The following is a 25,877-nucleotide window of genomic DNA, read 5'->3' as shown; positions in this document are numbered from 1 at the left end:
GAGCCACAAGCTGTCGGCCATTCGCTAAAAGCATATAGAAATGAGTAAAAAACTTTTACTTAAAGACGCACATATCGAAGGCATCCGCTACTTTGAAACTTACCGCAAACAGGGAGGTTACACTGCCGCAGAAAAAGCCTTGAAAATGACACCGGAAGAAGTTCTGGAAGAAGTGAAAGCTTCAGGACTTCGCGGACGTGGAGGAGCCGGATTCCCTACCGGGATGAAATGGAGCTTCCTGGCAAAACCGGAAGGCGTTCCGAGACACCTGGTGGTGAATGCCGACGAATCGGAGCCGGGAACTTTCAAAGACCGGTATCTGATGGAATTCCTTCCCCATCTGTTGATTGAAGGAATGCTGATTTCATCTTACTGTTTAGGTTCAAATGTTTCTTATATCTATATCCGTGGAGAATATTCCTGGATTCCTGATATTCTTGAAGAAGCGATTGAAGAAGCCAAGGCAGCAGGATTTTTAGGTAAAAATATTTTAGGGACCGGTTTCGATTGTGAAATTTATGTTCAGAGAGGTGGCGGAGCTTACATCTGTGGTGAAGAAACGGCATTGCTCGAATCCCTTGAAGGGAAAAGAGGAAATCCGAGACTGAAACCGCCGTTCCCGGCCGTAAAAGGACTTTGGGAAAGACCGACGGTTGTAAACAATGTTGAATCTATTGCTGCCATCGTTCCGATTATCGATATTACCGGAGCTGAATACGCCAAAATCGGTGTAGGAAGATCTACCGGTACGAAATTAATTTCTGCCTGCGGAAACATCAACAAGCCGGGCGTTTATGAAATTGATATGACGATTACCGTTGAAGAATTCATTTATTCAGACGAATACTGTGGCGGAATTAAGGACGGAAAAAGACTGAAAGCCTGTATCCCGGGTGGAAGTTCCGTTCCGATTGTTCCTGCCAACTTGTTATTAAAAACCGTAAACGGGGAACCGAGATATATGAACTACGAATCTTTGGCCGACGGTGGATTTGCTACCGGCACCATGATGGGTTCGGGAGGTTTCATTGTATTGGATGAAGACCAGTGCGTGGTGGAACATACCATGACCCTGGCAAGATTCTACAACCACGAAAGCTGCGGACAGTGTACCCCTTGCCGTGAAGGTACGGGATGGATGTACAAGATTTTAAAGAAAATCGAGAACGGAGAAGGAAAAATAGAAGATATCGATCTGCTTTGGGATATCCAGAGAAAGATCGAAGGAAATACCATCTGCCCGCTGGGTGATGCCGCGGCATGGCCGGTGGCAGCAGCGATCCGTCATTTCAGAGACGAGTTCGAATGGCACGTGAAAAACCCTGAATTGTGTAAGACACAGAACTATGGACTGGCCCATTATGCTGATCCAATCCCTGCCGTTGAAAACAATGCTTAAGATGAAGAGTTTACTGGTTTCCGGGTTAATGATGTCGGGTTTTCTTTTTGGACAGACAAAAGAAAAAGACACCTTGGGAGAAAGAACATTGGACGATGTTTTTACTGCTCCTGTTAAGAAAATGGAAAAGCCATTACCATTAAGCAAAAAAGGTCAGGTCTTCGCTTTCTTCGGCTGGAACAGAGGGGCTTTCAGCAACTCGGATATCCATTTTACCGGAAACGGTTACGATTTTCAGCTGAATAATGTATCAGCGAGAGACCGGCCTACGAAATTGGGAATTGTATATATCGATCCGTCATGGTTCACCGTGGTTCAGTATAACTTCAGAGCAGGTTATTTTATTAAAGACAATTTAGCTTTGGTTTTAGGAATCGACCACATGAAATATGTGATGAACCAGAACCAGACCGTTGATTTTTCAGGAACGATTTCCGATTCGAAATACGCCGCAATGGTACAGAACGGACAGGTGAATTTATCTGATGAGCAGTTCCTGACATTTGAACATACGGACGGCCTTAATTATGAAAATGTAGGCCTTGAAAAATATAAGAATCTTGTTCACAAGAAAAATGTAGACCTGGTATGGTCTTACGGAGCGGGACTCGGCTTCATGTTTCCGAAGAGCAACGTCAAGCTTTTCGGTAATGAAAGAAGCGACCGTTTCCACGTAGCGGGAATGGGAACTGACCTGAGATCGAGCTTAAACCTGGTTTTCTGGAACCACTGGATGATCCGGGCAGAAGCCAAAGCCGGATACATCAACATGTGGGACATCAAAACCACGTTGAACAACAAACCGGATAAAGCCCGTCAGGATTTTGTTTTCGGACAGGTGCTGGCCGGAATTGGGTATACATTTAATACGAAAAAGTATAATTAAACAGAGCTTAATGGCTAAGGCATAAGCGAAAAGCATAGAATATGAGCGAAGAGGTTAAAAAATTTAAAATAACGATAGACGGACAGACGACCGAAGTGATGCCCGGAACTTCTATTTTGGAAGCTGCCCGACAGATCGGTGGAAAATCGGTACCTCCGGCAATGTGCTACTACAGCAAATTGGAAACCAGCGGAGGAAGATGCAGAACGTGCCTGGTAGAAGTTTCCAAAGGATCTGAAGCAGATCCGCGACCTATGCCGAAACTGGTGGCCAGCTGCAGAACCAACGTCATGGACGGTATGGAAGTGAAAAACCTTACTTCCGAAAAAGCACAGGAGGGCCGTAAAGCCGTAACCGAGTTTTTATTGCTGAACCACCCGTTGGACTGCCCGATCTGCGACCAGGCCGGAGAATGCCACCTTCAGGATCTCGGCTACGAATACGGCAACGAAAACACCAGAACGGAATTCGAAAGAAATACCTATGATGCCGATGACCTTGGCCCTCACATCAAACTGAATATGAACCGTTGCATCCTGTGTGCAAGGTGCGTACTGGCAGCCAATCAGCTGACCGGAGAAAGAGAGCACGGAATCCTTTTCAGAGGAGATCACGCCGAAATTTCAACCTATCTGAATAAAGCCCTGGATAATGATTTTATCGGAAACGTAATTGATGTTTGTCCGGTAGGTGCCTTAACGGACAGAACCGCCCGTTTCTCCAGCAGGGTATGGTTTACGAAGCCTATGAACGCTTCGTGCAACTGTGGAAAATGCTCCGGAAAAGCAGTCGTGTGGATGAAAGGGGATGAAATCATAAGGGTAACAGCCAGAAAAGACCAGTGGGGCGAAGTGGAAGAATTCATCTGCGACACCTGCCGTTTCGAAAGAAAAGAACTGTCGGACTGGAACATTGAAGGGCCAAGACATATCGACAGACATTCCGTAATTTCCCTGAACCATTACGAGAAGCCTAAGGATGAATTAAGAGTCCTGGACAATCCGATGGCTAAGGAAATCAGCGAAAAAGACGAAAAATAAAAAAGTTGGATGCTGGAAGAAGGAAGCTGGAAGTTTAATATAAAACTCACCTACTGCTTTCAACATCAACGGTCTTAGAATATAAAAAATTAGTAATGTGATGATGAGTTAATGCCACGATGTACTGAACATCCAGCTTCCGGCTCCCATCTTCAAAACATTTAAATTAAAAATGGATTTAATTACATTTAAACTTATACTTGTATTGGCACTTTTCCTGCTTTCACTGACGATTGCAGCCTACTCTACCTGGGCGGAACGGAAAGTGGCCTCAATCATGCAGGACAGGATCGGTCCGAACAGAGCAGGACCTTTCGGATTGCTGCAGCCTCTTGCCGACGGTGGAAAGTTTTTCTTTAAAGAAGACTTTACCCCGGCCAATGCGGAAAAATTCCTTTTTGTGCTGGGTCCGGCTTTGGTGATGTTTATTTCATTGATTACCGGAGCAGTTATTCCCTGGGGTAAAAGTTTAAATATCGCCGGAACGTCTTACGATCTGCAGGTTGCCAACATCGACGTTGGGGTTCTTTTCATTATCGGAATGGCCTCCATCGGGGTGTACGGAATTATGATCGGAGGCTGGGCTTCCAACAACAAATATTCATTGTTAGGAGCTATCCGTGCTTCTTCACAGATGATTTCTTATGAACTGGCGATGGGATTGGCTTTGCTTTCCATCATCATGATGACGGGAAGTCTGGATCTGAAAGAAATCACCGCCAGCCAGACTGACGGTAAATTATGGGGCTTTATTCCATGGGTTTCCGGACTGAACTGGAATATTTTCTACCAGCCCATTGCTTTCCTGGTTTTCTTTGTAGCCGCTTTGGCGGAAACCAACAGACACCCTTTCGATTTGCCGGAATGTGAATCTGAACTGGTAACCGGATATTCTACGGAATATTCATCCATGAAATTAGGTTTGTACATGTTCGGTGAATATGTGAACATGTTTATCTCCAATGCGTTTATGGTCGTTCTTTTCTTCGGAGGATATAATTATCCCGGAATTGAATGGGTAACGCAGCACTGGGGCGAAAATACCGCAGGGATCCTGAGTGTCGTAGCATTTTTAACAAAAACAATCATCGGAATCCTGATCTTTATGTGGATCAGATGGACACTTCCGAGATTCAGATATGACCAGCTGATGCACCTGGGATGGAAAACGCTGATCCCAATGGCACTGGTGAATTTACTGATTACCGGAGCGGTGATTTTAGCCTTCGGCAGTTAATCATTTGAAATTAAATTAATTTGAAAATTTGATAATGTGATGATGAGTTGATGTAATGGTCTTCCATCGTCTAACATTTAATAATAAAAGATAATGAAACTTACAAACAGATCAAAAGTTGTTTCCAATAAAGAAATGACCCTTGCTGAAAAAATCTACCTGCCTGCAATTTTTACGGGAATGGGGATTACCTTTAAGCATGCTGTGAGAACGGTGCTGAAAGGAGCTCCGGCAGTGTATGCCTATCCGGAGGTACAAAAGCCGAGAGCCGAAATCTGGAGAGGCCAGCACGTCTTGAAAAGAGACGAGGAAGGCCGCGAAAGATGTACCGCCTGCGGATTGTGTGCAGTAGCATGCCCTGCAGAAGCTATCACAATGACGGCTGCTGAAAGAACAAAAGAGGAAAAGAATCTGTACAGGGAAGAAAAATATGCATCGGTATATGAAATCAATATGCTGAGATGTATTTTCTGCGGGATGTGCGAGGAAGCATGCCCGAAATCAGCGATCTATCTTACCGACCGACTGGTAGATGTGGAAACCAACAGAGGGTCTTTCATCTACGGAAAAGATAAGTTGGTAGAAAAAATAAATGAAAGGATTGACATTACTGAAAGACAATCCGAGAAACAAAAAAATGCGGTAAAATAATGGATCAGTTTTTATTTTTCTTGGTGGCGTTTTTAGCAGTGGCCAGTGCGGTATACTTCGTATTTGCCAGAAATCCTTTATATGCTATTCTGTCATTAATTGTGACGATGTTTTCGATTGCAGGCATGTATATTCTTCTGAATGCACAATTCCTTGCGATTATCCAGATCATTGTATACGCCGGGGCGATCATGGTACTTTTCCTGTACATCCTGATGATGCTTAACCTTAATAAGCAAGACGAAAGTAAGAAGAGCAATACTTTAAAATTTGCCGGCGTTTTTACGGCGGGTCTTCTTCTGATCGGAGTTTTAGGGGTATTCAGAGGAGTACAGCAGAACCACGTGGTGGTTGAAAATGCAGACCGCAGCATCGGGCTTACCAAAAACCTGGGCAGACTTTTGTTTAATGAATATGTTTTACCGTTTGAGCTTGCATCCATCCTTATTTTGGCAGGTATTGTAGGTGCGGTATTAATCGGTAAAAAAGATTTATAAAATTATGGGAGAAGTAAATACATTTATACAAAGTGTTCCTCTGAATTACTTCATCATTCTTTCGTCAGTATTGTTCTGTCTGGGAGTGTTGGGCGTATTGCTGAGAAAAAATGCTATTGTTATCTTGGGTTGTGTAGAGCTTATGCTGAATTCGGTAAACCTTTTACTCGCTGCTTTTTCAGCGTATAAAGGAAACGGCGACGGACAACTTTTAGTTTTCTTCATTATGGTGGTGGCTGCTGCGGAAGTAGCGGTAGGTCTGGCAATTATTGCTATGCTCTATAGAAATACCCGTTCTGTTGATGTAAGTATATTTAATAAATTAAGAGGATAAGAATGGAAAATTTAGTATATGCAATAATACTTTTACCCCTTTTAGGTTTTCTTATTAACGGTTTATTCGGGAAAAATCTTCCGAAAATCGTAGTAGGCGGCCTGGCGACGGCAATGGTTTTTGCTTCTTTCTGCATTGCAGTAAGCATTTTCCTGGGTTTCAATTCCGAAAGCCAGCCGGTGATCGTAAAAGCTTTTGAATGGTTCAGGGTAAACGGGGTTCAGATCAATTTCGGGTTCCAGATCGATCAGCTGTCTCTGATGATGGTGATGATCATTACGGGAATCGGTTCTTTAATCCACCTCTACTCCATCGGATATATGAGCCACGATAAAGGATTCTACAAGTTTTTCACTTACCTTAACCTGTTTATCTTCTCCATGCTTCTATTGGTAATGGGAAGCAACTACCTGATCCTTTTCATCGGATGGGAAGGTGTAGGACTATGTTCTTACCTGTTGATCGGGTTCTGGTATACCAACGAAGAATATGGTAAGGCAGCAAGAAAAGCATTTATCATGAACAGAATCGGTGACCTTGCGTTACTGATCGGGATTTTCATGCTGGCTTCCCAGACCAACGCTGTAGATTACCTTACGATAAAAGAAAATGCAGGAAAATTTGAACTGGACGGCAGCGTAATCATCTTTATTACGGCAAGTTTATTTATCGGTGCTACCGGTAAGTCGGCTCAGGTTCCTTTATATACATGGCTTCCGGATGCGATGGCCGGTCCTACCCCTGTTTCTGCATTGATTCACGCGGCGACGATGGTAACGGCGGGGATCTACCTGGTGGTACGTTCGAATTTCTTGTTCACCCTTGCACCGAGCGTTCAGGATATTATATTATTCATCGGTTTCATGACGGCTGCATTGGCAGGATTCTATGCCCTCCGTCAGAACGATATCAAAAAAGTACTGGCTTACTCTACCGTTTCCCAGCTTGGATTCATGTTCATTGCCTTAGGATTGGGTGCTTACACCACGGCCATGTTCCACGTAATGACGCACGCTTTCTTCAAAGCATTGCTGTTCTTGGGAGCAGGTTCTGTAATCCACGCCATGAGCAACGAGCAGGACATGCGTTTGATGGGAGGACTGAAAAAATACATTCCGGTAACTCACGCTACCTTCCTGATCGGGACCCTGGCAATTTCCGGATTCCCTTTACTATCGGGGATGATCTCGAAAGACGAAATTCTTGTAGCTGCTTTTTCCAAAAACCCGATCTATTGGGTTATGCTATTCATTTTAGCGGCAGTTACGGCAACTTATATGTTCAGACTGTATTACCTGACGTTCCACGGAGCGTTTAGAGGGACGGAAGAACAGAAGCATCACCTTCACGAAAGCCCGTCGAATATGACGCTGCCATTGATCGTGCTGGCCATCCTTTCCGTAGTCGGGGGGTTCATCAACCTTCCTCACTTTATCGGACACGGCCATTATGCTAAATTAATGGAATGGCTGAAGCCGGTGCTTACCGAGGAAAGCTATAACCAGATGGAAGCTACTCTTTCAGGAGTGCCTTTCGGAACGGAAATGATCCTTTTGGGAGCAACCGTCCTGATGTTCTTCACGGTTTGGTTCCTGGTAAAAAATACATACGTTAACAAGAAAAAGCAGGCCCTGCCGGAGGAAATGTACACCGGATGGGAAAAACTGTCTGCCAAGAAATTATATGTTGACGAACTTTACAATGCAATTGTTGTAAAAACGGTTGAAGGATTAGGACGCGGAGGAAGAATGTTTGATAAAGGTATTCTGGACCGTTTTGTAGACTTCGTGGGCGATGGCGCTGAAGACAGCGGAAGAGCTATGAAGCGAATCCAGAACGGAAATGTAGAGAACTATATTCTTATCATGTCTTTGGCAGTAGGAATTATATTAATTGTTAACTTTTTATTACAATAATAATGTCGGGTTTGTTATTAACATTATTGCTATTACCTCTTGTAGGTTCGGGATTAGTTTTTGCCTGGAAAAACAATTCCAGCAAATATTTGGCACTGGGAATTGCGTTGGTACAGATGCTCGTTACCTTCTACATTGCAGCGGATTTTGATTTTAATCCGACGGTAGACAGCGTATTGCAGCACGAAATCAACTATCCATGGTCACAATTCATGAAGAGCTCTCTTCACTTCGGGATCGACGGGATGAGTCTGCTTCTTTTATTGCTGACGAATATTTTAACGCCGATTATTATTTTATCTTCATTCAATGAAAATGTAAGCTACAGAAATACATTCTACGGTTTGATCCTGATGATGCAGTTCGGTCTGATCGGGGTGTTCACTTCGCTGGACGGATTGCTGTTCTACATTTTCTGGGAAGTAACGCTGATTCCGATCTGGTTTATTGCCGGACTTTGGGGGCAGGAAAATAAAAGGTTTGAATTCACCACGAAATTCTTCGTTTATACGTTTGTAGGATCACTGTTTATGCTGGCCGGGTTGATTTATGTTTATAATCACTCAGCCTCTTTTGCACTGACGGATCTTTACAATGCGCAACTGAACGCAACCCAACAGACGGTAGTGTTCTGGTTTATCTTCTTTGCCTTTGCAGTGAAGTTACCGGTATTCCCCTTCCATACGTGGCAGCCGGATACCTATACTTATTCGCCAACTCAGGGATCAATGCTTTTATCCGGGATCATGCTTAAAATGGCAATTTACGGGGTAATGCGTTACCTGTTGCCGATCACCCCGATTCCGATTGCAGGAATTTCGGGACAGATCGTTATTATCCTGGCGATTATAGGGATTGTTCACGGAGCTTTGATTGCAATCATCCAGACCGATATGAAGAAAATCATTGCATATTCGTCTTTCTCTCACGTAGGGTTGATGGTTGCGGGTATTTTTGCTTCTGCCGTGATTTCTTTAAGAGGAACCTTCAATATTGAAGGAGCTGAAGGGGCTTTGGTACAGACCTTCGCTCACGGGATCAACGTGGTGGGTCTGTTCTACTGCTGTGATATCTTATATAAAAGATTTAAATCAAGAGACATCAGGCAGATGGGCGGCCTTGCGAAAGTAGCGCCAAAGTTTGCGGTGTTGTTCCTGATTATTATACTGGGCTCAATGGGCGTTCCGTTAACCAATGGATTTATCGGAGAATTCATCCTGTTGAAATCGGTATATGATTTTAACGGATTGGCAGCAGTGATTGCCGGTCTTACCGTAATCCTTGCCGCAGTCTATCTGTTAAGATTCTACGGAAAGGCCATGTTCGGGCAGGGTGATGAAGCAGTGTTGAGTACGGCAAAAGACCTGTCTGCAGTTGAATTCTCAGTATTGGCAGGTTTAGCGGTTTTTGTGATCGTATTCGGTATTTTCCCGCAGCCGATCATCGAAATGGTGAATAGTTCGTTGAAGTTTATCTACCAGTCAATGGTAAGCTAATTTGATATTTTAAGAAATGAGTGTTTTAATTATTGTTTTCCTAACGGCAGTTGTTGCGTTATTTTCAGGAGTTTTTGAACAAGGGAAATTCGCAAGATACATTGGGATTTTGGGATTAATCATCGCATTATGGGTAAGTTTTATGCCGGAGCTTTCGTTCTTCGGACAGTACAGGCATATGTACGACTACACCGGTAATGCGGCGCTGTTCACTAAAATATCAATCGTAACGACTTTATTGTTGTTCTTTTTGGGAGGTTTTGCATTCAGCAACCACAGAAGCCACCAATCGGAACTGTATGCTTTGATGCTGTTTGCGCTATGCGGCGGGATCATCCTTTTCGGATACCAGAATTTGGTGACCTTATTCCTGGGTGTTGAGATCCTCTCCATTCCGTTATACGTAATGGCCGGAGCCAACAAGACGGATCTGAGATCAAACGAAGCTTCGATCAAATATTTCCTGATGGGTGCATTCGCAACGGGTTTCCTGTTGTTCGGGATCGCCTTTATCTACGGAAGTACCGGAAGTTTTGATTTATATAAAATCCAGGATTTCGGAGTTTCCAATCCCAAGGATGGAATGTTTATTCTGGGAGTATTGCTTATTCTTTGTGCCCTGGCATTTAAGGTAGCATTGGCGCCTTTCCACATGTGGAGCCCGGATGTCTATTACGGAGCCCCTTCGCTGATCACTGCTTTTATGGCGAGTGTGGTGAAGATATCAGGATTCTTTGCCCTGTTCAGACTGATGACCATCGGATTCGGCGGCGTTACTGCGGAGTGGATCAACGTATTCGGGGTATTCCTGATCATTACTTTACTGTTGGCAAACGTAATGGGTCTGGCCCAGACGAATGCCAAAAGGATGCTGGCCTACTCTTCCGTTTCCCACGCAGGATATATCGGATTGGTATTCTTCGGAATGACCAGCCTTTCTACTTATAACCTGGCTTTCTACCTGTTTGCTTACGCTTTATCCACTGTAGGGGTTTTCATGGCCCTGATCTATGTTGAAAAGCTGAAGAGGGAAACCTCCTTCGGAGCATTCAAAGGATTGGCAAAAACAGAGCCTTTACTGGCCACTGCTGCAGCAATCTCCATGCTTTCCATGGCCGGGATTCCGTTAACTGCCGGTTTCATGGGGAAATTTGCCTTATTCTCTCAGGCGATGAATTCAAAACACGGGGTATTCTTAGTATTGGTAGCTGTATTGGGATCTGCGGTTTCCATTGCTTATTATCTGAGACTGATTATCTCCATGTTCTTCTTTAAAGAAAGTACATTCAAATCTTCTGAAAAAGTAACCGTTACCTATAATATAGTTGGCGTATTCGTGATTGCGTCAGTAGTAGTTCTGGGAATTTTCCCTGATCTCTTTGCAAGATTGTTCGGGCTGTAAAAAGTCTTATAAAATAGAAACCACAACCTTAAAGTTGTGGTTTTTTTTTACCTTTACTCTAAATTTCAGCTTTGTCAGACCTTTATAAAAAAGACACCCCTTTTCAGGTATATATCTCATTCGGACGCTATCTGGATGTACTGGAACATATCCGGTACAACGACCGGCTGGAATACCGCGTCAACTATGCAGAATCTTTAATAGAAAAGACGAAAAATTTCCGGGAACTCAGAGACGGCTTCCAGGATACTTCCCTGCTGGAAAAAAATGAAGACCTCATCCGGCTTTTGCTGGCAGACCTCTTCCCTACCGGCTTAACGCATAATGAAATAAAAGCAGCCAGTATTCCGCTATCCAATATTACCTTCAACTATACCGAAAGGTTTAAGGCCATTCTTAAAGATGCAGGAAAAGATTTTTCCATCGAACTCCGGAATATCGACGATGACGAATTTTATGTGTTCTGTTGCTGCCTGATCCTGCAAAGCTACTTTAAAAGAGACATCAAGAGCAACCTGCCTTTTTATTATGACATCCCCAACCGGCAGGGCATCATGAAACACTATAAAATATCGGTAAATGCCGATTTTACGGAAGTCTATCCTACGGAAGGTACCAGAATCCCTTCAGAAGAGGTAGTTGATATGCTTCTCGAAAACCTGGATGACTTTAAGCTCTGGAAGAAATATTTCCCTTCAAAATCATGGGTCCTGAAAGGGTTCTCCATTGTCTCTCTTGTGGATTGCACTTCCGAAGTGGCATTGTCCGACCTGAAGTCTACCATGATCCGGATTGATCCTGAAAATATAAAGCCGGATGAAAACCTGGTTGAAATTTTCAAATCGTATTTCGATGTAGCCGAACTGAGCTTCGGGCTGATGCTCTTCAACAAAAAGGACCAGCGGCTGGAAAAGCTGCCGATTTATGAAAACGTCTTTACCAACCATATCCTGGATTTCTGGATCAATACCTTCGATGCGGAAACCAGAAAGGAGACCTTTACCAATCTGAATTATAATTCCAGGCCTATTGTTGTTTCCAATATTGAAAACCTGGACCATTCTGTCAAATCCCTGCCGTCTTTCAGCATCTTAAGGGATAATAACATCAACAGCTTTATGGTCATCCCGATCATGAAGGATGGCGAACTCATGGCCATGATGGAATTCACCTCCCCGATTGCCAACAGCTTTAACGGTTTAAAGCTAAAAAAAATGGAGTTTTTTACGGATATGATCCTGTTTTCGATCAACCGGTTCAGCTTTGAAAAAAATTATCAGATCGAGGCCATCATCCAGCGGGAATATACAACGATCCACGACAGTGTAGTCTGGAAGTTCAGGAACGAAGCCGAAAAATATTTCAATGCTTCCCTGTCTAAAAAGATTTATACTTTAAAACAGATTTCATTTAAAAATCTGACGCCGCTTTTCGGCTTTTCCGATATCCGTTCCTCTTCGGAAAAAAGATTCCATCTGATGCTGGAGGATCTTAACCGGCAGATCGGCTGCCTTCATGATATTTTTATGATGATCCATTCCGATTCGGAAAAATACCTGCTGGCACTGGAAATTTTCGAATACGAACTCAACAGTGACATCAAAGCCGATACCGAGCAGCGTTTCCAGAGATTGGTAAGGGACGAAATCCACCCGTTCCTCCAGGGAAAGCTGGAAATAAAATCGTCCAGCGAAGTAAAGGCAAAAATCAAAGACTATTTTGCCCAGGTTTTTATCCAGACCGATCTCTTTTACGCCAAAAGAAAGAGCCTGGACGATTCCATAACCCTGGTCAACAGAAAACTGGCCGATGTCCTGGACGAGGCCCAACTTGAGGCCCAGCAGATCTTTCCGCATTATTATGAAAGATTTAAATCGGATGGTATCGAGCATAATTTATATACCGGCCAGAACATTGCTCCGGATCTTCACTACTCTTCCAAAGTAGTGCATAAGCTGAGATACTGGCAGCTGAAGACCATCTGCAATATGGAACTGGAATTCCGTAATTTCAAAAAAGACCTCCCGGTAGACCTGGAAATTGCCTCTCTGGTTTTTGTGTATAATGAAAAAATAGATATCCGTTTCAGAATGGACGAAAAACGGTTTGATGTGGACGGCGCTTATAATTCCTACTATGAAGTCATTAAAAAACGCCTGGACAAAGCCCATGTGAAAGATTCTGCCGACCGGATTACCTGTCCCGGAAAAATCACCGTCGTGTATTTCGGCATGGAAAACCAGCGGGAATATCTGGATTACATCAGCAGGCTCCAGAAAAAAGGAATTCTTCAGAACGATACCGAATTTTTAAAAGTGGAAGACCTTCAGGGAATCACCGGACTGCTGGCTTTAAGGGTTTCTTTAGCGCAGTGAAAATGAATCCAGTCCCTTATATATTCACGAATGATTTCACTTTGTTTTGACACCTAAGTCACGGAGAAAGATTTTAATGATTATGGATATTTTAAACCACATCAGATTAAAAATCAAAGCTTTTTAAAGTTTTGAGTGCTTTTGCAACGTTAAGCAGTCAACTTTTTATCCGACATGCATATCTTTTATGACTTTTGCGGTAAAATTTTCTCACGGATTTTACAGGCTCAGGAAAGCATATCCGAAAGACAGCACGGAAATAATAATCCCGGCCATGAAAATCTGGTAAGTAATCGACAGCAGCCTGTATTTCCGGTCCAGCACTTTTCCCAGGTAATACAGATCCTTTACCATGGAATCGTAGATATAATCCCGGTCTTTGATCAGAATATCCATGGCATTCTGGTAATCCTCAAAAATCATCCGGTTAAAATTCCCGAAGAATAAAAGATTGACCTTCCGGTCGGCTACATCCTGGGCCGTAAACCGTACTTTGGTGACATTGGGTTTGGTTGACAGGATCGCAAAAATAATCGTCAGAACACTGGACACCAGTAAAATAAAGCTCGGAATTATAAGATGTGAATTTTTCGGGGCATCGAGCTTCGGTACCAGTACGGAAAGGCAGACCGAGATAATGATGGCATTAACCGACAGAAGGATATTTGCCTTGCTGTCCGCAATATCACTTAACCGGGTATGGTTGCCCAGGGTAATCCGGAATAGAGTGTCCACGCTCCGGTCGGATTTCGGCTCCTTTTCCTTCCTGCTTTCGGAAGGCTGTTTTTTACCGTCGTCCTTTTCAAGCTTTTTCTCGATTCTTTTAATGTTTTTTTCCTTCAGCGGCTGCCAGTTCTTTTTGGCATAATCCGTATAAAAGCGGTGCTTGTTTTTAAGCATATCCAGATTTCCGGCATTCCATTCATCATTAGAGTAGCAACGGACGTTCGTCAGTTCCCATTCTTTTCTCAGCGCATCGGAAATATCATTGTAGTCGTGGCTGGCAAAATGGCTGCAGTCGGCATCCTTTACGATTTTCTCCAGGAGATTTTGGGGCTTGTAGGCAATTTTCGTCGCCAGGATCAGCCTGGAAATTTCTTCTATGCCTGCTTCAGGATAATGCTCATCCTTCAGGAATCTTTCTGCAATCCGTACGCCGGCTTCTTCGTGCTCTTTGGCACATTCTATGTACCCGGTATCGTGGAACCATAAGGCCAGCAGAACTTTTTCCTGATCTTCCACAGAAACTTCCGTATTCCTGAGAATCTCCTCAGCTTTATTTACTGTAAAGGTAGTATGTATGAAATTATGATAAAAGTAAACCGAAGATAGTTTATCTTTGAATAAGGTTTCCACATAATCTTTGGCTTTGTGTAAAATAGTCATCACCGCAATTTTATTAATGTAAATTTATGAATTTATACTTGAAAACGCATTTAAAAAATACTTCCGTTGCACTCAGGCTTGTCCTGTCAGCAGGAGTTCTATATTCATGCGCAACCTATAACGTAAAAAAGGGCAAAAACTTATCTGAAATAAACCGTACCGGCACCCCGTCCGGAAATGATTTTAAGCTTTTCCTGGTAGGTGATGCGGGAAATGCGGACGAGCCACAGGCCCGGCAGACCCTGGACCTGCTGAAGAGCCAGCTGGATAGTGCCGGCACCAATTCCATGCTGATTTTCCTGGGTGATAACATTTACCCGAAAGGAATGCCGGAAAAATCCGATAAAAACTATGATACGGCCAGAAAGAAACTGGAAGACCAGCTGGCCATCACAAAGAACTTTAAAGGAAGAACCCTGGTGATTCCCGGGAACCACGACTGGTACAGCGGGCTTGAAGGGATTAAGGCACAGGAAGATTTCGTGAAAGATTATTTAAATGATAAAAAGGGATTTCTCCCGAAAAATTCCTGCCCGATTGATGACATCAGCTTAACCAAAGACATCAGGCTGATCGTAATCGATTCGGAGTGGGCCCTTTTGAACTGGGACAAATACCCCGGCATCAATAAAGACTGTGATATCAAAACCCGCGAAGACCTTTTTGTGGAGTTCAAAGATTTAATCAATAAAAACCAGGACAAAAGAATCATCGTGGCGATGCACCATCCGCTGATCAGCAGCGGGACCCACGCAGGATTCACTTCTGCACGCTCCAACCTTTATCCTTTCAAAGGGAGGATTCCGGCACCCGGCGTAGCCAGCCTTCTGAATGTGGCCAGAAGCGCTTCCGGAGCCAGCCCGGAGGATATCAACAACAGCCGTTATGCTGCTCTGGCCGGCCGTATCCGAAGCATCGTCCAGGACAGGGAAAACATTATCTTTGTTTCTGGCCACGACCATAACCTGCAGTATCATAAAAGCCGCAACATCCGCCAGATCATCAGCGGTGCCGGCTCCAAGGTAGATCCTGCTTCGATAAGGGATAATACCGACTTTTCTTACGGCGGCAGCGGTTTTGCCGTGCTAAACCTCAGGAAAGACCAAAGTTCCGATGTGGAATATTTTTCGACCAAAGACAATACCCTGCAAAGTCTTTCCCACATTCAGGTGATGGACAAGCCTGAAGATTTTGTAAACAATTATCCCGATTCCTTTCCTGCCACCGTTACATCCACTATTTATCCTGAAAGATTAACCCAAAAAGGAAAGTTCTATACCTGGCTTTGGGGAAAGCACTACCGGAGATACTACAGCCTGCCTGTTGAAGCGCCGACAGCCAATATTTCAACGTTGGACGGCGGCTATACGCCTTTCCGCGAAGGCGGCGGAAACCAGTCGAACAGCTTAAGGCTGAAAGCGAAGGACGGACAGGAATTCGTGATGCGCGGCGTGAAGAAAAGTGCCGTCCGTTTCCTCAACAACATGGCATTCAGGAAAAGTACTTTCGGAAACGAGCTGGACAATACCTTTCCGGAAAGGTTCCTCCTTGATTTTTATACCACCAACCACCCTTTTACGCCGTTTGCCGTCGGGAACATGGCTGATAAGATCGATCTTTACCACAGCAACCCCAGGTTGTTTTATATTCCCAAGCAGAAGGCTTTGGGAGAATACAACCAGCATTACGGTGATGAGCTGTACATGATCGAAGAACGCTTTTCATCGGACCCGAAAACACTGGCATCCCTTGACAATGCAACCGATATTGTCTCTACGGACGACGTCCTGAAAAATTTCAGTAAAAGCTATAAATATTCCGTTGACCAGGAAACGTATATCCGGGCGCGGATTTTCGATATGCTGATCGGCGACTGGGACCGGCATGCCGACCAATGGAAATGGGCCGAATACAAAGACGGCGACAAAGTGCTGTATAAACCGATTCCGAGAGACCGGGACCAGGCTTTCAGCAATTACGACGGAACTGCGTTTAAAGTCATCATGAACATTCCGGCTATCCGCCATATGAAAACTTTTAAGGACGACCTTAAAAACGTAAAATGGTTTTCTATGGAACCCTATCCTCTCGACCTGGTGTTCCTGAAAGGAGCTACCGAAGCAGACTGGGCGGCACAGGCGAAATATATCCAGGAGCATCTTACGGATCAGGATATCGACGAAGCCTTCAAAAATTTACCGGAAGAAGTACAGGATGAAACCCTTGCCGGTATTCAGCGGAAATTAAAATCAAGAAAAGCAAAACTCGGTACTTATGCTTCCGAGTATTATGATGTCCTTCAGAAAAAAGTGCCGCTGGCAGGAACCGTACATCCCGATAAATTTGTCATTACAAAAACGGGAAATACCGTTCATGTAAAGCAGTACAGATTAGATAAAAAGAAAGAAAATCCGGAATTGGTTTTCGAAAAGACCTACGACGATTCCAAAACCAAAGAACTCTGGATCTACGGGCTTGAAGATGACGATCTCTATGAAGTATCCGGTGACGGCAGGCCGAAGATGAATATCCGCCTGATCGGGGGCTACAATCATGATACCTACAACATTGCCGACGGCCGCAAAGTAAAGATTTACGATTTTAAATCCCAGAAAAATACCTATAATACCAAGGGCGCCTCAAAGCATATTTCTGATGATTACAACACCAACACCTACGACTATAAGCATCCGAAATACAATTTCTTTGCAGGCTATCCGAACGCCAATTTCAATCCTGACGATGGGGTGATTCTGGGCGTTGTGGCCAATTATACGGTGAATAATTTCATCCGTGACCCGTTTACCCAAAAACATACCCTCAGAGCAAATATGTATACCGCAACAGGCGGATTCAACGTCGGCTACAAAGGGGTCTTTAAAAAAGCCATCGGCGGCTGGGATGCGGGAATTGACGCTTCTTATACCACCCCGTTTTTTGCAAGAACCTTCTTCGGACTGGGCAATGAGACGGTATATGACAAAGAGGCGGTGGACCGCGATTACAACCGGGTAAGGATTTCACAATTTAAATTTGCACCTTCCGTTTCCACCACCGGCTGGAACGGATTGAAACACCAGTTCCAGCTGAATTTCGAACAGGCCAAAGTGCAGAGAAACGATGACCGCTTCATTGCCGTTTCTGCGGATGTGAATCCTGAGGTTTTCAACGGGCAGAAGTTTGCCGGAGCCAATTACACCTTCGGCTTCAGGAATATCGACAATACTGCCTTTCCTACCCTCGGACTGGAGCTGGCCCTGAATGCAGGATGGAAAGCGAATGTATCGGAATTCAGCCAGAATTTCGCTTCGTTCCAGGGAACGCTGAATATCTTTCACCGGATCGATAAGCGCGGAAAATTTGTCCTCGCCAATTCTGCCAATGCCATGATCATCAACAACAATAATTTTGAATTCTACCAGGCTGCAGCCATCGGCGGAAACAATAAAATGCGCGCTTACCGGAACGAAAGGTTTGCCGGAAAATCCTATTTCGTCAACAATACGGAAGTCCGTTGGGATTTCGGACGCATCAAAAACAGGATCGCACCTGCCAATATGGGAGTCCTGATCGGGTATGACCTCGGAAGGGTCTGGATGGACCGCGAATCTTCCGATAAATGGCATCAGGGCATAGGTGCCGGATTCTGGCTCAATATCCTGGAAATGTTCTCTGCAAGGGTAGATTATTTTACCGGTGAAGACGGCGGCAGGATTTCAGGCGGGGTCGGGCTTGCATTCTAGGTTACCATCAACAATGCCGAAAAGGCTTTTGACACATTAGAAACATAAGATTAAAGATAAAGCTTTACGCATATTGTAGAGCATATAAGAAGAAAATCAAAGATTTTCACCGGAATGCCGGAATATCCATCCCGCCTGTCATCGTCAACATCAGATCTGGAATTTAAATAGAAATCTCAATGCAGATCTTTCCTTGTGATGCTCTGATATGATGTTGAGATTCCCTTCGGGAAATCAAAGATTCAATGCAGCTAATGACAAATAGGGTAATTTAAGGTATGTAGATCTAATTTTATACCTGTGGTGAACATAAACGATCAGTTAAATGCTTTGAAATATTTCAGAATGCATGAGTATTTAAAAATCTTTGATTTTTTTTCTAATGTGTTCTACAAATATTTTCAGCCTGTCTAAAATTCTTCTGTGGCTTATGTGTCATATCATTAATGGACATGTATTGAAAATTTCTTATTTACAAATCTGCAAAATCTGCAGTATGAAACATCCATCTTTGCGTTGAAAAATTTCTGTAGCTCAAACGATGAGTCGGATCTGAATTTTATTTCAGATTGAACCGGTACACCTTTCCACCCGTTTTCTTGTCCTTTTCATCGGCGATCATCAAAGTATGGTCATCAAAAAAAACAACGGATTCTTTTTGGGAATTGTGATTCAGGGAGACGGTACGGATTTTTGTTTTGCTGAAATCATCAGGGCTAAAACCGGTCAGCACCTGAATATTTTTGTGGTTTAATAAAACGATCTGGTCTTTGGCACTGTTAACAGCCGCGGAAGTAATGGCGGCATCGCTGTATCCGCCTTTCAGCTTCAGTTTACCTATTAATTGAGCCTGAAAGTCGCCGGGCTGATTGGGAACTTTAAAAACGAGAAACGTCCCGTCGAAGCCTTTGCTCCGGTTTTTGGTAAAGAGGTAAAAATTTCCGTCCATCTCTACAAAAGCTTCACAGTCGTACAGCAGGTTTGATTTTTTGGGTGGAAATTCCGTCTGTCCTTCATAATGGAATTTTGTTTCCTGGGTTACCCGGGTAGATTTCTGGTCAGCCTTTTTAAGGTCGATTTTTAAAATTGACAGGTTCTGCCGGTCATTGTCGTTATTGCCGAAATCCCCGATGTACAGGTTGCCCCGGGCATCTGCCGTCATATCTTCCCAATCGTGGTTCTCTGCATTTTCCACCAATACGTCTGCCGTCAGTTCTCCCTGCAGGTTCAGGCCGTACACCACGTTTTTATTTCCCTGGTCTTCGATGGTCCAGAGGGTTTTCTTATCCGAAGACAAGGCGATTCCTGAAACTTCCTTCAGCTTTTTAGGCAGAGAAAATTCCACTTTCAATTCGTTGGTTGCAGACGAATCCTGGGCTTTCGGATTGCAGCTCCAGAGGAAAAAGGCAGAAACAATAACAACGCGCAACATATTTATTTTTTTAATTTTTTAAACCGGAAATAAGAGAACCTGATATTTTTCTCTAATTTATTAATAATCTGCTGATGGTGGAGGAAAAATCCTGCTGCCAGACCGATCAGGCTCCCGATGATGGTATCGATAAGCCGGGCCTGCATCAGGCTGCCGACGTGATGAGGCGCACCGCTTGCCGTTTCCGCCAGAAGAATCGTCAGCGGTGTTATAAAGATAACCGCCAGTCCGTAATTTCTCACCACTAAAAATTCGATCATAAACTGCAAGACTGTAATCATGATGATCATGGTTATTTTATCAGGATCCAACAGGAGAATCAGCCAGACCAGTCCGATGCCGATAAAAGTCCCCAGGATCCGGTGGGTATTCCGTTGCCTGACGTGTTCGAAATTCCGTCCCTGGATAATGGCTACAGCCGCAATGGAAATCCAGTAGGTATTTTTAAATTCCAGCAGATGGCCGGTAATCAGCGTCAGGGCCATAAAAAATCCGATAATGGTGCTTTCGACGAACCTTGTATATCTTCTTTTGTTGAAAATCCTCCGCGGAACCGTTACCACTTCACTTTTTTCAACAAAAACCGAATACAGGAAGGCCAGTGAGCATGACAGGATAGCCCCCATCGCCACAAGACCGACCCTCACCGGAATCAGTTCCGGATCAAACGGATAAGTGCTCGCCATAGCTGCCACCATGATAAAGAAAAAATTGCCGGGCGGCGGAATTTTAAAATAGGACGAAATAAAATGGGCCAGGAATGAAATCACGGCCACCGACAAAGCGGCAAAATAAATATTGAATCCGAAAAAGGAACTTACGGTAAATGAAAAGACAATCCCGAAAGCACAGACCATAAGATGGATCATCCGCTGGGCCATCGGAGCTGAGGTGAAATACAGGATCGTTAAAGCCCCCAGGCTGGAAAGTGCACCGTAGTTCGGTTTTCCCAGGAAATACCCGATGAACAGGCAGCTGCCGATGCACAGGGCTGCCAGAAATGGAAAATGCCATTTCCTTTCCGTCTGTTTGATTTCCAGCAGGTACTGAAACCGGTGATGCAGCGGATTTTCTACTTTCATTTCTGCAGGCGTTTGGCTTGTTCCCAAAGGACATCCATTTCTTCCAGCGACAGATCCGCAAGATTGACTTCCTGCTCGGCAGCCAGGGTTTCCATTTTCTGAAATCTTGAAATGAATTTGAGATTGGTTCTTTCCAGGGCGGAATCCGGATTGATCCCTGAAATTCTCGCATAGTTGATCAGTGAGAAAAAGACATCGCCCAGCTCCTGCTCTTTCTTAACGGGATCGGTTTCTTCATGGAATTCCCGGATTTCTTCATCCACTTTTTTCCAGGCATCTTCCGCATCATGGAACTCGAACCCGATACCTTTCACCTTATCCTGGATGCGGTAAGCTTTTACCATACTCGGCAGGCTTTTCGGGACACCGCCCAGAATGGATTTGTTGCCTTCCTTCAGTTTCAGCTTTTCCCAGTTCTGCTTTACCTCTTCTTCATCTTTCACCTCGGTATCTCCATAAATATGGGGATGCCTGAAAATCAGCTTTTCGTTTAGGGAATTGATGACATCGGCGATATCGAAGCTTTCTTTTTCAGAACCGATTTTTGCGTAGAAGACCAGATGCAGCAGAACGTCGCCGAGTTCTTTTTTAATCTCCTGAAGATCGTTCTGTAAAATCGCATCCGACAATTCATAGGTTTCCTCCAGCGTCAGATGCCGGAGCGATTCCAGGGTCTGCTTTTGGTCCCACGGGCATTTTTCGCGCAGGTCGTCCATTATATCCAGTAATCTTCCGAAAGCTTCCAGCTTTTCCTGTTTGGTATTCATAGTTTGGAAATTCAAAGTCGTACAAATTTAAGGTAAATATTCTGTTATGTTCTTTTGTGCTGAAACAAAAAGAATCAGAACCCGTTTGATTCCCGGTGAATTTCTTTCTGTACGGAAGTGTATCACAGATCGGCTTTCACCTGCTTTTCCGGATTATTTAAGAAGCAATCGACAGAATTAAAAATTACCGCCATGTATTTAAATCAAAAGTTCTCCCCTGAGGAAGAACTTTTTAAAATGTAACGGGGAAGAAGTTTATCCTTCTACCGGTTCAGGCACGATAATATAGCATTCTGCATTGATTGCGACACAAACGTCCGCTTCAGGACAATAATACGTTAACGGAGGACATTTTGAACCGGATGCGGCACCTTTAATTCCTTTCAGTTCTTTTCTTGACAGACTTTTTAAATTTTTCATAGTAATACAATTGTTTAGTTATAAATTTTTTATGATTCTTGATATTCTCAAAGTTAATAAAACATTGGTATCATAAAATTTTATTTATTACTTATTTTCAAACAATCTTCCGTTGAAACATTCTTTTCATTATGAAATCCGGATTTTAATCGTTTTATCATACCGGAAACTATCTATTGATATTTAACCAGACAGAGGACTAATCCTGTTTTAATCTGCCAATTTTCTCCTGAAGGAAAGGATTTCTTTCGCATTGAAAATAATTACTGCTAAAAATATGATGGAATAAGCCAGGATCTGTACGAGTGAAAGCTTTTCGCTGTAAACGGCTCCTGCCAGAATAAAAGCGATAATGGGATTGATGTTTAAAATCATTCCCACTTTGGAGGATGAAATCCCGGACAGCGCATAGAGATTCAAAAGCAGCGGAACAATGGTATACATAACGGCAATAATCTCAATCAATACATAAAATCTGAATTCAACGGGAACGGTACCCGAATAGGATGGGAAAAACGGCAATAAGATCAGGGAAGCCAGAATGATGTGGATGTTAAGGATCATAAATTTATCAAATCTCTTGTTGATGCTCTGGAGAATAAGGTAACCGGCATAACTGAATCCGATCAGGCTGCTGTACAGCATATCCATCAGGTTGGAATACGACAGCAGGATGCATCCCAGTGCGCTTAAGGCTACAGACAGCCACTGCAGCCGGTTGAGTTTTTCCCGCAGGATCAGGAAAGCCAGGATGGTGGTAATGATCGGGCAAACCAGGTAAGCGACAGAAGTAGCCCTTACGCTGATGTGGTTCATCACATAGATGAATGAAAACCAGTTGGCGGTCAGAAGCAAACTACTTACTATATTCAGCCCTATTGTCCGTTTCCTGGCTTTTTTAGGCAGGCTGTTCAAAATCTCCAGGTTTTCTTTCAGTTTTTGCGTTCTGAATAAGGCGGAAATCAGAGACATGATGACGGCGCAGCTGAACACCCTGTAAAAAAGGATATCAAGAGATGAATAATCGTGCAGCGGTTTTAAAACAAGGCTGAACGTCCCCCAGATGGCAAAGGCAATCATGGCGGCAAGATAATATTTTAGCTGTTTCAAGTGAAGTCCGTGTTTTTCCGATTTGTTTTTAAGAAGGGCAAAGATAAGTATAATTGGTGAGGCTATGCCGGCTTAAAAAAACAACAGCAGGATTCCGAATAATTAGCCTGATGAAGAGATTTGATTTAAAGTTCCGACAGGCCATCATTTCATTTGATTGGACTCCCCATTCATATATTACTGATAACAGACACCTTGACACATACACCTGCCTGTTTCTGTGACAATTGTCACGCTCATATTGTGTCAAAAGACGTTGTCCCGGGACGGGATCTCATGCTACTTTTGCTATGTAATAAAATGTAACGGTAATCATTTTATACAACCAACCTTAATTTTCAAAAGAATATGAGCACACAGCCTATTTATTATCAGGACGCAAGCAGCCTGGCAGAACTCATACGGAACCGGGAAATCTCACCCGTTGAGGTTTTGAGAATCCACCATGAACGGATCAATTCGCTGAACCCGTCCATTAATGCAATTGTCACCCTTTCCGACAGTGCCATCCGGGAAGCGGAAACGGCTGAAAAGATGGTTCTGAACGGTGAAAAGCTGGGGCCTTTCCACGGGGTTCCTTTTACCGTAAAGGATTCTATCGACACCTCAAATGTACTCACCCAGAGGGGATCGCCTGTTTTTAAAGGACGGGTTCCGGATGCGGATGCCACCAGTGTGGCGAGAATGAAGACGGCCGGCGGAATTTTGCTCGGGAAAACCTGAATTTTCCTACTGGATCGAAAGTGATAATTTACTGAGCGGCCGTACCAATAACCCATGGGATTTAAGCCTGACTCCCGGCGGATCAAGCGGCGGCGAATCGGCAGCAGTTGCGGCGGGCCTTTCACCGGTCGGACTGGGTACCGATCTTGCCATCTCCGTCCGCGGACCTGCTGCACAGACCGGAATTGTTTCTTTAAAAGCCACTCACGGAAGTATCCCGATGACGGGAATCTGGCCCCGTGCTCCACGACGCTTCTGGCATGTGGGGCCTATGGCAAGAAGCATCCGCGACCTTTCCCTGGCATTTTCCGTCTTATCGGGGCCCGATGGAAAGGATGGATTTTCATCAGGATATTTTCAGAAAAACCTGCCGGATCGCCCGCTCCGGATCGGATGGATGACAGGACCCGGTTTCGGACCGGTAGATCCCGAGGTAACCGATGTTGTAAAATCGGCAGCCCTCGCGTTGAAAGCGTTGGGCCACACGGTAGAGCCGGTTGAAATTCCGGCGCTTGAGAAAGACTTTGCACTGGAGGTTTTCAATCGTATCCATGTGATGGAAATGAAAGCAGCATTCAGACAGGCCACAGCGGGAAGAAGTGAACATGAGCTGTACAAGATGGCAAAAACAATGCTTTCTTTACCGGATACTTCCATGCAGGATTACCTCAATGCCGAGCAGGCCGCCGAACGTTTAAGAGACGGTTTTGCAGAATATTTCTCCCAGTACGATGTGCTGCTGACCCATGTGCTGCCCATTCCGGCTTACAAGCACGGTGAGGAGCATTTTGTCATCAATGGGGAAACCGTTGACGCTACCTATCTTCAGGGGGCCACCGTACCTCTAAATATTACAGGACTTCCCGGCATTTCCATGCGGTTCGGAACCAGCCGTGAGGGCCTGCCTATCAATGTGCAGATTGCAGGAAGCTGGCACGCGGAATCCACGATTCTTCATGTGGCCTCCTTGCTTGAAAGTACCGGCACCGTTTCGGATCTCCACCCTGCTGTTTAAAACAGCTAAAAAATCTGAAATTTAAGGTCTGGCGCAAATGGTCAGGCCTTATTTTTTATGCTGCCGTCTTTCCTGATCCGGCTCAGCGTTTCGCGCGACATCCCCAGGTAGGAAGCTACCATATACAAAGGGACTTTATTAAAAACATTAGGATACGTCTTTTGAAATTCGGTATATTTTTCTTCCGCCGAACCGCTGATCAGGGAAAAGATCCTCCGCTGGCTGGCTTCATAGGCACGTGCCTGCAAACCCTCTTCAAATACCTTCAGTACCGGAATTGCCGACAGCAGATGCTGCCAGGTTTCTTTTGTCCAGAGGATAACGGTGCTTTTGGAGAGTGCTTCAATATTATATACCGACGGTGTGCTGTTGTTATAGCTTTCCTGATCGGTCATCCACCAGTTCTCAATACCGAACCGCATCGTATGATCGGTACCGTCTTCGCCGAAACGGTACAGCCTGAAACATCCGCTGGCGATAAAACAGTTATAATTCCAGACTTCCCCATCATGCAGCAGCGATTGTGATTTCCGCAAAGTACGTTCCCTCCCTGCTTCACAGATCATCCGGATCTCATCTTCTGAAATTTCCGTAAACTGTTCCAGGTAAGTTTTGAATTGGCTAAACATAGCTGTAAAATTATTAAATTGTGCTGAATGAACCGGAATTCCAATTAGTTTTCCTAAATATTTTACCGCTTCATCGTTTTCCCATACATCAGCTTCTTTTGTTTTTGATTACCTGATTGATATCACTGTTCAATATAAACATCGTTTTTGAGATCTGATAACTTTAAAAAGGATATGAAACGTTTGACAAATTTACTGAATATGTGAGGGATGTATCATTGAATTTAAATATCCAAAAATCTGGATCCTGCCTTACCGCTGATTGATACTTATTCCCGGATCTTGAATTTTCTCTGTACCGGTATCAATACATACAAAATCGAAAGCTTACCGCAGT

Annotated in this window: 19 protein-coding genes and 1 pseudogene; 13 read left to right on the top strand and 7 right to left on the bottom strand. The window is 44.0% G+C overall.

The window, feature by feature from the left end; translation table 11 throughout:
- Positions 1 to 40: 40 nt before the first annotated feature.
- The 11 genes from nuoF to CHA01nite_RS17840 all read left to right on the top strand — a co-directional run bounded on the left by nuoF (position 41) and on the right by CHA01nite_RS17840 (position 13,233).
- Positions 41 to 1,399, top strand: a complete 1,359-nt coding sequence (nuoF, locus tag CHA01nite_RS17890; RefSeq protein ID WP_146943905.1) for an NADH-quinone oxidoreductase subunit NuoF — start codon at positions 41 to 43, stop codon at positions 1,397 to 1,399.
- A 121-nt stretch (positions 1,400 to 1,520) separates the two neighbouring features.
- A complete protein-coding gene (locus tag CHA01nite_RS17885) occupies positions 1,521 to 2,285 on the top strand; it encodes a hypothetical protein (protein WP_307726001.1) in 765 nt (254 codons plus the stop codon).
- 41 nt (positions 2,286 to 2,326) lie between these two features.
- A complete protein-coding gene (locus CHA01nite_RS17880) occupies positions 2,327 to 3,325 on the top strand; it encodes an NADH-quinone oxidoreductase subunit G (RefSeq protein WP_146943901.1) in 999 nt (332 codons plus the stop codon).
- Positions 3,326 to 3,497: 172 nt separating this feature from the next.
- Entirely contained in the window at positions 3,498 to 4,562 is a 1,065-nt protein-coding gene (gene nuoH / locus CHA01nite_RS17875) for an NADH-quinone oxidoreductase subunit NuoH (protein WP_146943899.1), read from the top strand.
- 93 nt (positions 4,563 to 4,655) lie between these two features.
- Positions 4,656 to 5,213 carry a NuoI/complex I 23 kDa subunit family protein gene (locus CHA01nite_RS17870; protein WP_146943896.1) on the top strand — a complete coding sequence of 186 codons (558 nt, stop codon included), beginning with the start codon at positions 4,656 to 4,658 and terminating at the stop codon, positions 5,211 to 5,213.
- Positions 5,213 to 5,710 carry an NADH-quinone oxidoreductase subunit J family protein gene (locus CHA01nite_RS17865; RefSeq protein ID WP_146943894.1) on the top strand — a complete coding sequence of 166 codons (498 nt, stop codon included), beginning with the start codon at positions 5,213 to 5,215 and terminating at the stop codon, positions 5,708 to 5,710. The genes CHA01nite_RS17870 and CHA01nite_RS17865 overlap by 1 nt, the downstream gene beginning before the upstream one ends.
- 4 nt (positions 5,711 to 5,714) lie before the next feature.
- The gene (nuoK, locus tag CHA01nite_RS17860) at positions 5,715 to 6,044 is read left to right on the top strand and encodes an NADH-quinone oxidoreductase subunit NuoK (RefSeq protein ID WP_034703571.1); all 330 of its coding nucleotides are present in this window, start codon (positions 5,715 to 5,717) and stop codon (positions 6,042 to 6,044) included.
- A gap of 2 nt (positions 6,045 to 6,046) precedes the next feature.
- A complete protein-coding gene (gene nuoL, locus CHA01nite_RS17855; RefSeq protein WP_146943892.1) occupies positions 6,047 to 7,960 on the top strand; it encodes an NADH-quinone oxidoreductase subunit L in 1,914 nt (637 codons plus the stop codon).
- 2 nt (positions 7,961 to 7,962) lie between these two features.
- On the top strand, positions 7,963 to 9,456 hold the full coding sequence (locus CHA01nite_RS17850) for a complex I subunit 4 family protein (protein WP_170234769.1): 1,494 nt from the start codon (positions 7,963 to 7,965) through the stop codon (positions 9,454 to 9,456).
- Between the two features lie 16 nt (positions 9,457 to 9,472).
- Entirely contained in the window at positions 9,473 to 10,858 is a 1,386-nt protein-coding gene (locus CHA01nite_RS17845; protein WP_146943888.1) for an NADH-quinone oxidoreductase subunit N, read from the top strand.
- A 71-nt stretch (positions 10,859 to 10,929) separates the two neighbouring features.
- Entirely contained in the window at positions 10,930 to 13,233 is a 2,304-nt protein-coding gene (locus CHA01nite_RS17840; protein WP_146943886.1) for a GAF domain-containing protein, read from the top strand.
- A gap of 219 nt (positions 13,234 to 13,452) precedes the next feature.
- Here CHA01nite_RS17840 and CHA01nite_RS17835 read toward each other — a convergent pair whose 3' ends face one another.
- Positions 13,453 to 14,619 carry a Pycsar system effector family protein gene (locus CHA01nite_RS17835; protein WP_146943884.1) on the bottom strand — a complete coding sequence of 389 codons (1,167 nt, stop codon included), beginning with the start codon at positions 14,617 to 14,619 and terminating at the stop codon, positions 13,453 to 13,455.
- A 26-nt stretch (positions 14,620 to 14,645) separates the two neighbouring features.
- Here CHA01nite_RS17835 and CHA01nite_RS17830 point away from each other — a divergent pair, with 26 nt between their 5' ends.
- Positions 14,646 to 18,362: a metallophosphoesterase gene (locus CHA01nite_RS17830; RefSeq protein WP_146943882.1), complete on the top strand. Its 3,717-nt coding sequence runs from the start codon at positions 14,646 to 14,648 to the stop codon at positions 18,360 to 18,362.
- Positions 18,363 to 18,921: 559 nt separating this feature from the next.
- Here the strand turns inward: CHA01nite_RS17830 and CHA01nite_RS17825 are convergent.
- From CHA01nite_RS17825 to CHA01nite_RS17810, 5 genes are all read right to left on the bottom strand, one after another.
- Positions 18,922 to 19,794 carry a hypothetical protein gene (locus CHA01nite_RS17825; protein ID WP_146943880.1) on the bottom strand — a complete coding sequence of 291 codons (873 nt, stop codon included), beginning with the start codon at positions 19,792 to 19,794 and terminating at the stop codon, positions 18,922 to 18,924.
- Between the two features lie 2 nt (positions 19,795 to 19,796).
- A complete protein-coding gene (locus CHA01nite_RS17820; RefSeq protein WP_146943878.1) occupies positions 19,797 to 20,876 on the bottom strand; it encodes an FUSC family protein in 1,080 nt (359 codons plus the stop codon).
- Complete coding sequence (gene mazG / locus CHA01nite_RS17815; RefSeq protein ID WP_146943876.1) at positions 20,873 to 21,643, bottom strand: nucleoside triphosphate pyrophosphohydrolase; 771 nt, start codon at positions 21,641 to 21,643, stop codon at positions 20,873 to 20,875. Before mazG ends, CHA01nite_RS17820 begins: the two co-directional genes overlap by 4 nt.
- Positions 21,644 to 21,898: 255 nt before the next feature.
- On the bottom strand, positions 21,899 to 22,063 hold the full coding sequence (locus tag CHA01nite_RS20585) for a bacteriocin-like protein (RefSeq protein ID WP_170234768.1): 165 nt from the start codon (positions 22,061 to 22,063) through the stop codon (positions 21,899 to 21,901).
- Positions 22,064 to 22,273: 210 nt separating this feature from the next.
- Positions 22,274 to 23,173 (bottom strand): EamA family transporter, encoded by a 900-nt coding sequence (locus tag CHA01nite_RS17810; RefSeq protein WP_146943874.1) that lies wholly within the window; start codon positions 23,171 to 23,173, stop codon positions 22,274 to 22,276.
- Between the two features lie 348 nt (positions 23,174 to 23,521).
- On the opposite strand from CHA01nite_RS17810, the pseudogene CHA01nite_RS17805 reads away from it, so the two are divergent.
- Positions 23,522 to 24,911 (top strand): annotated as a pseudogene (locus CHA01nite_RS17805) (amidase).
- A 41-nt stretch (positions 24,912 to 24,952) separates the two neighbouring features.
- Here CHA01nite_RS17805 and CHA01nite_RS17800 read toward each other — a convergent pair.
- Positions 24,953 to 25,540 carry a Crp/Fnr family transcriptional regulator gene (locus tag CHA01nite_RS17800; protein WP_146943871.1) on the bottom strand — a complete coding sequence of 196 codons (588 nt, stop codon included), beginning with the start codon at positions 25,538 to 25,540 and terminating at the stop codon, positions 24,953 to 24,955.
- Positions 25,541 to 25,877: the final 337 nt, after the last annotated feature.

The organism is Chryseobacterium hagamense (assembly GCF_007991455.1).
Lineage (GTDB): Bacteria > Bacteroidota > Bacteroidia > Flavobacteriales > Weeksellaceae > Chryseobacterium > Chryseobacterium hagamense.
Note: the sequence above shows the minus strand (reverse complement) of the source record. Positions and strands in the feature narration are given on the sequence as shown.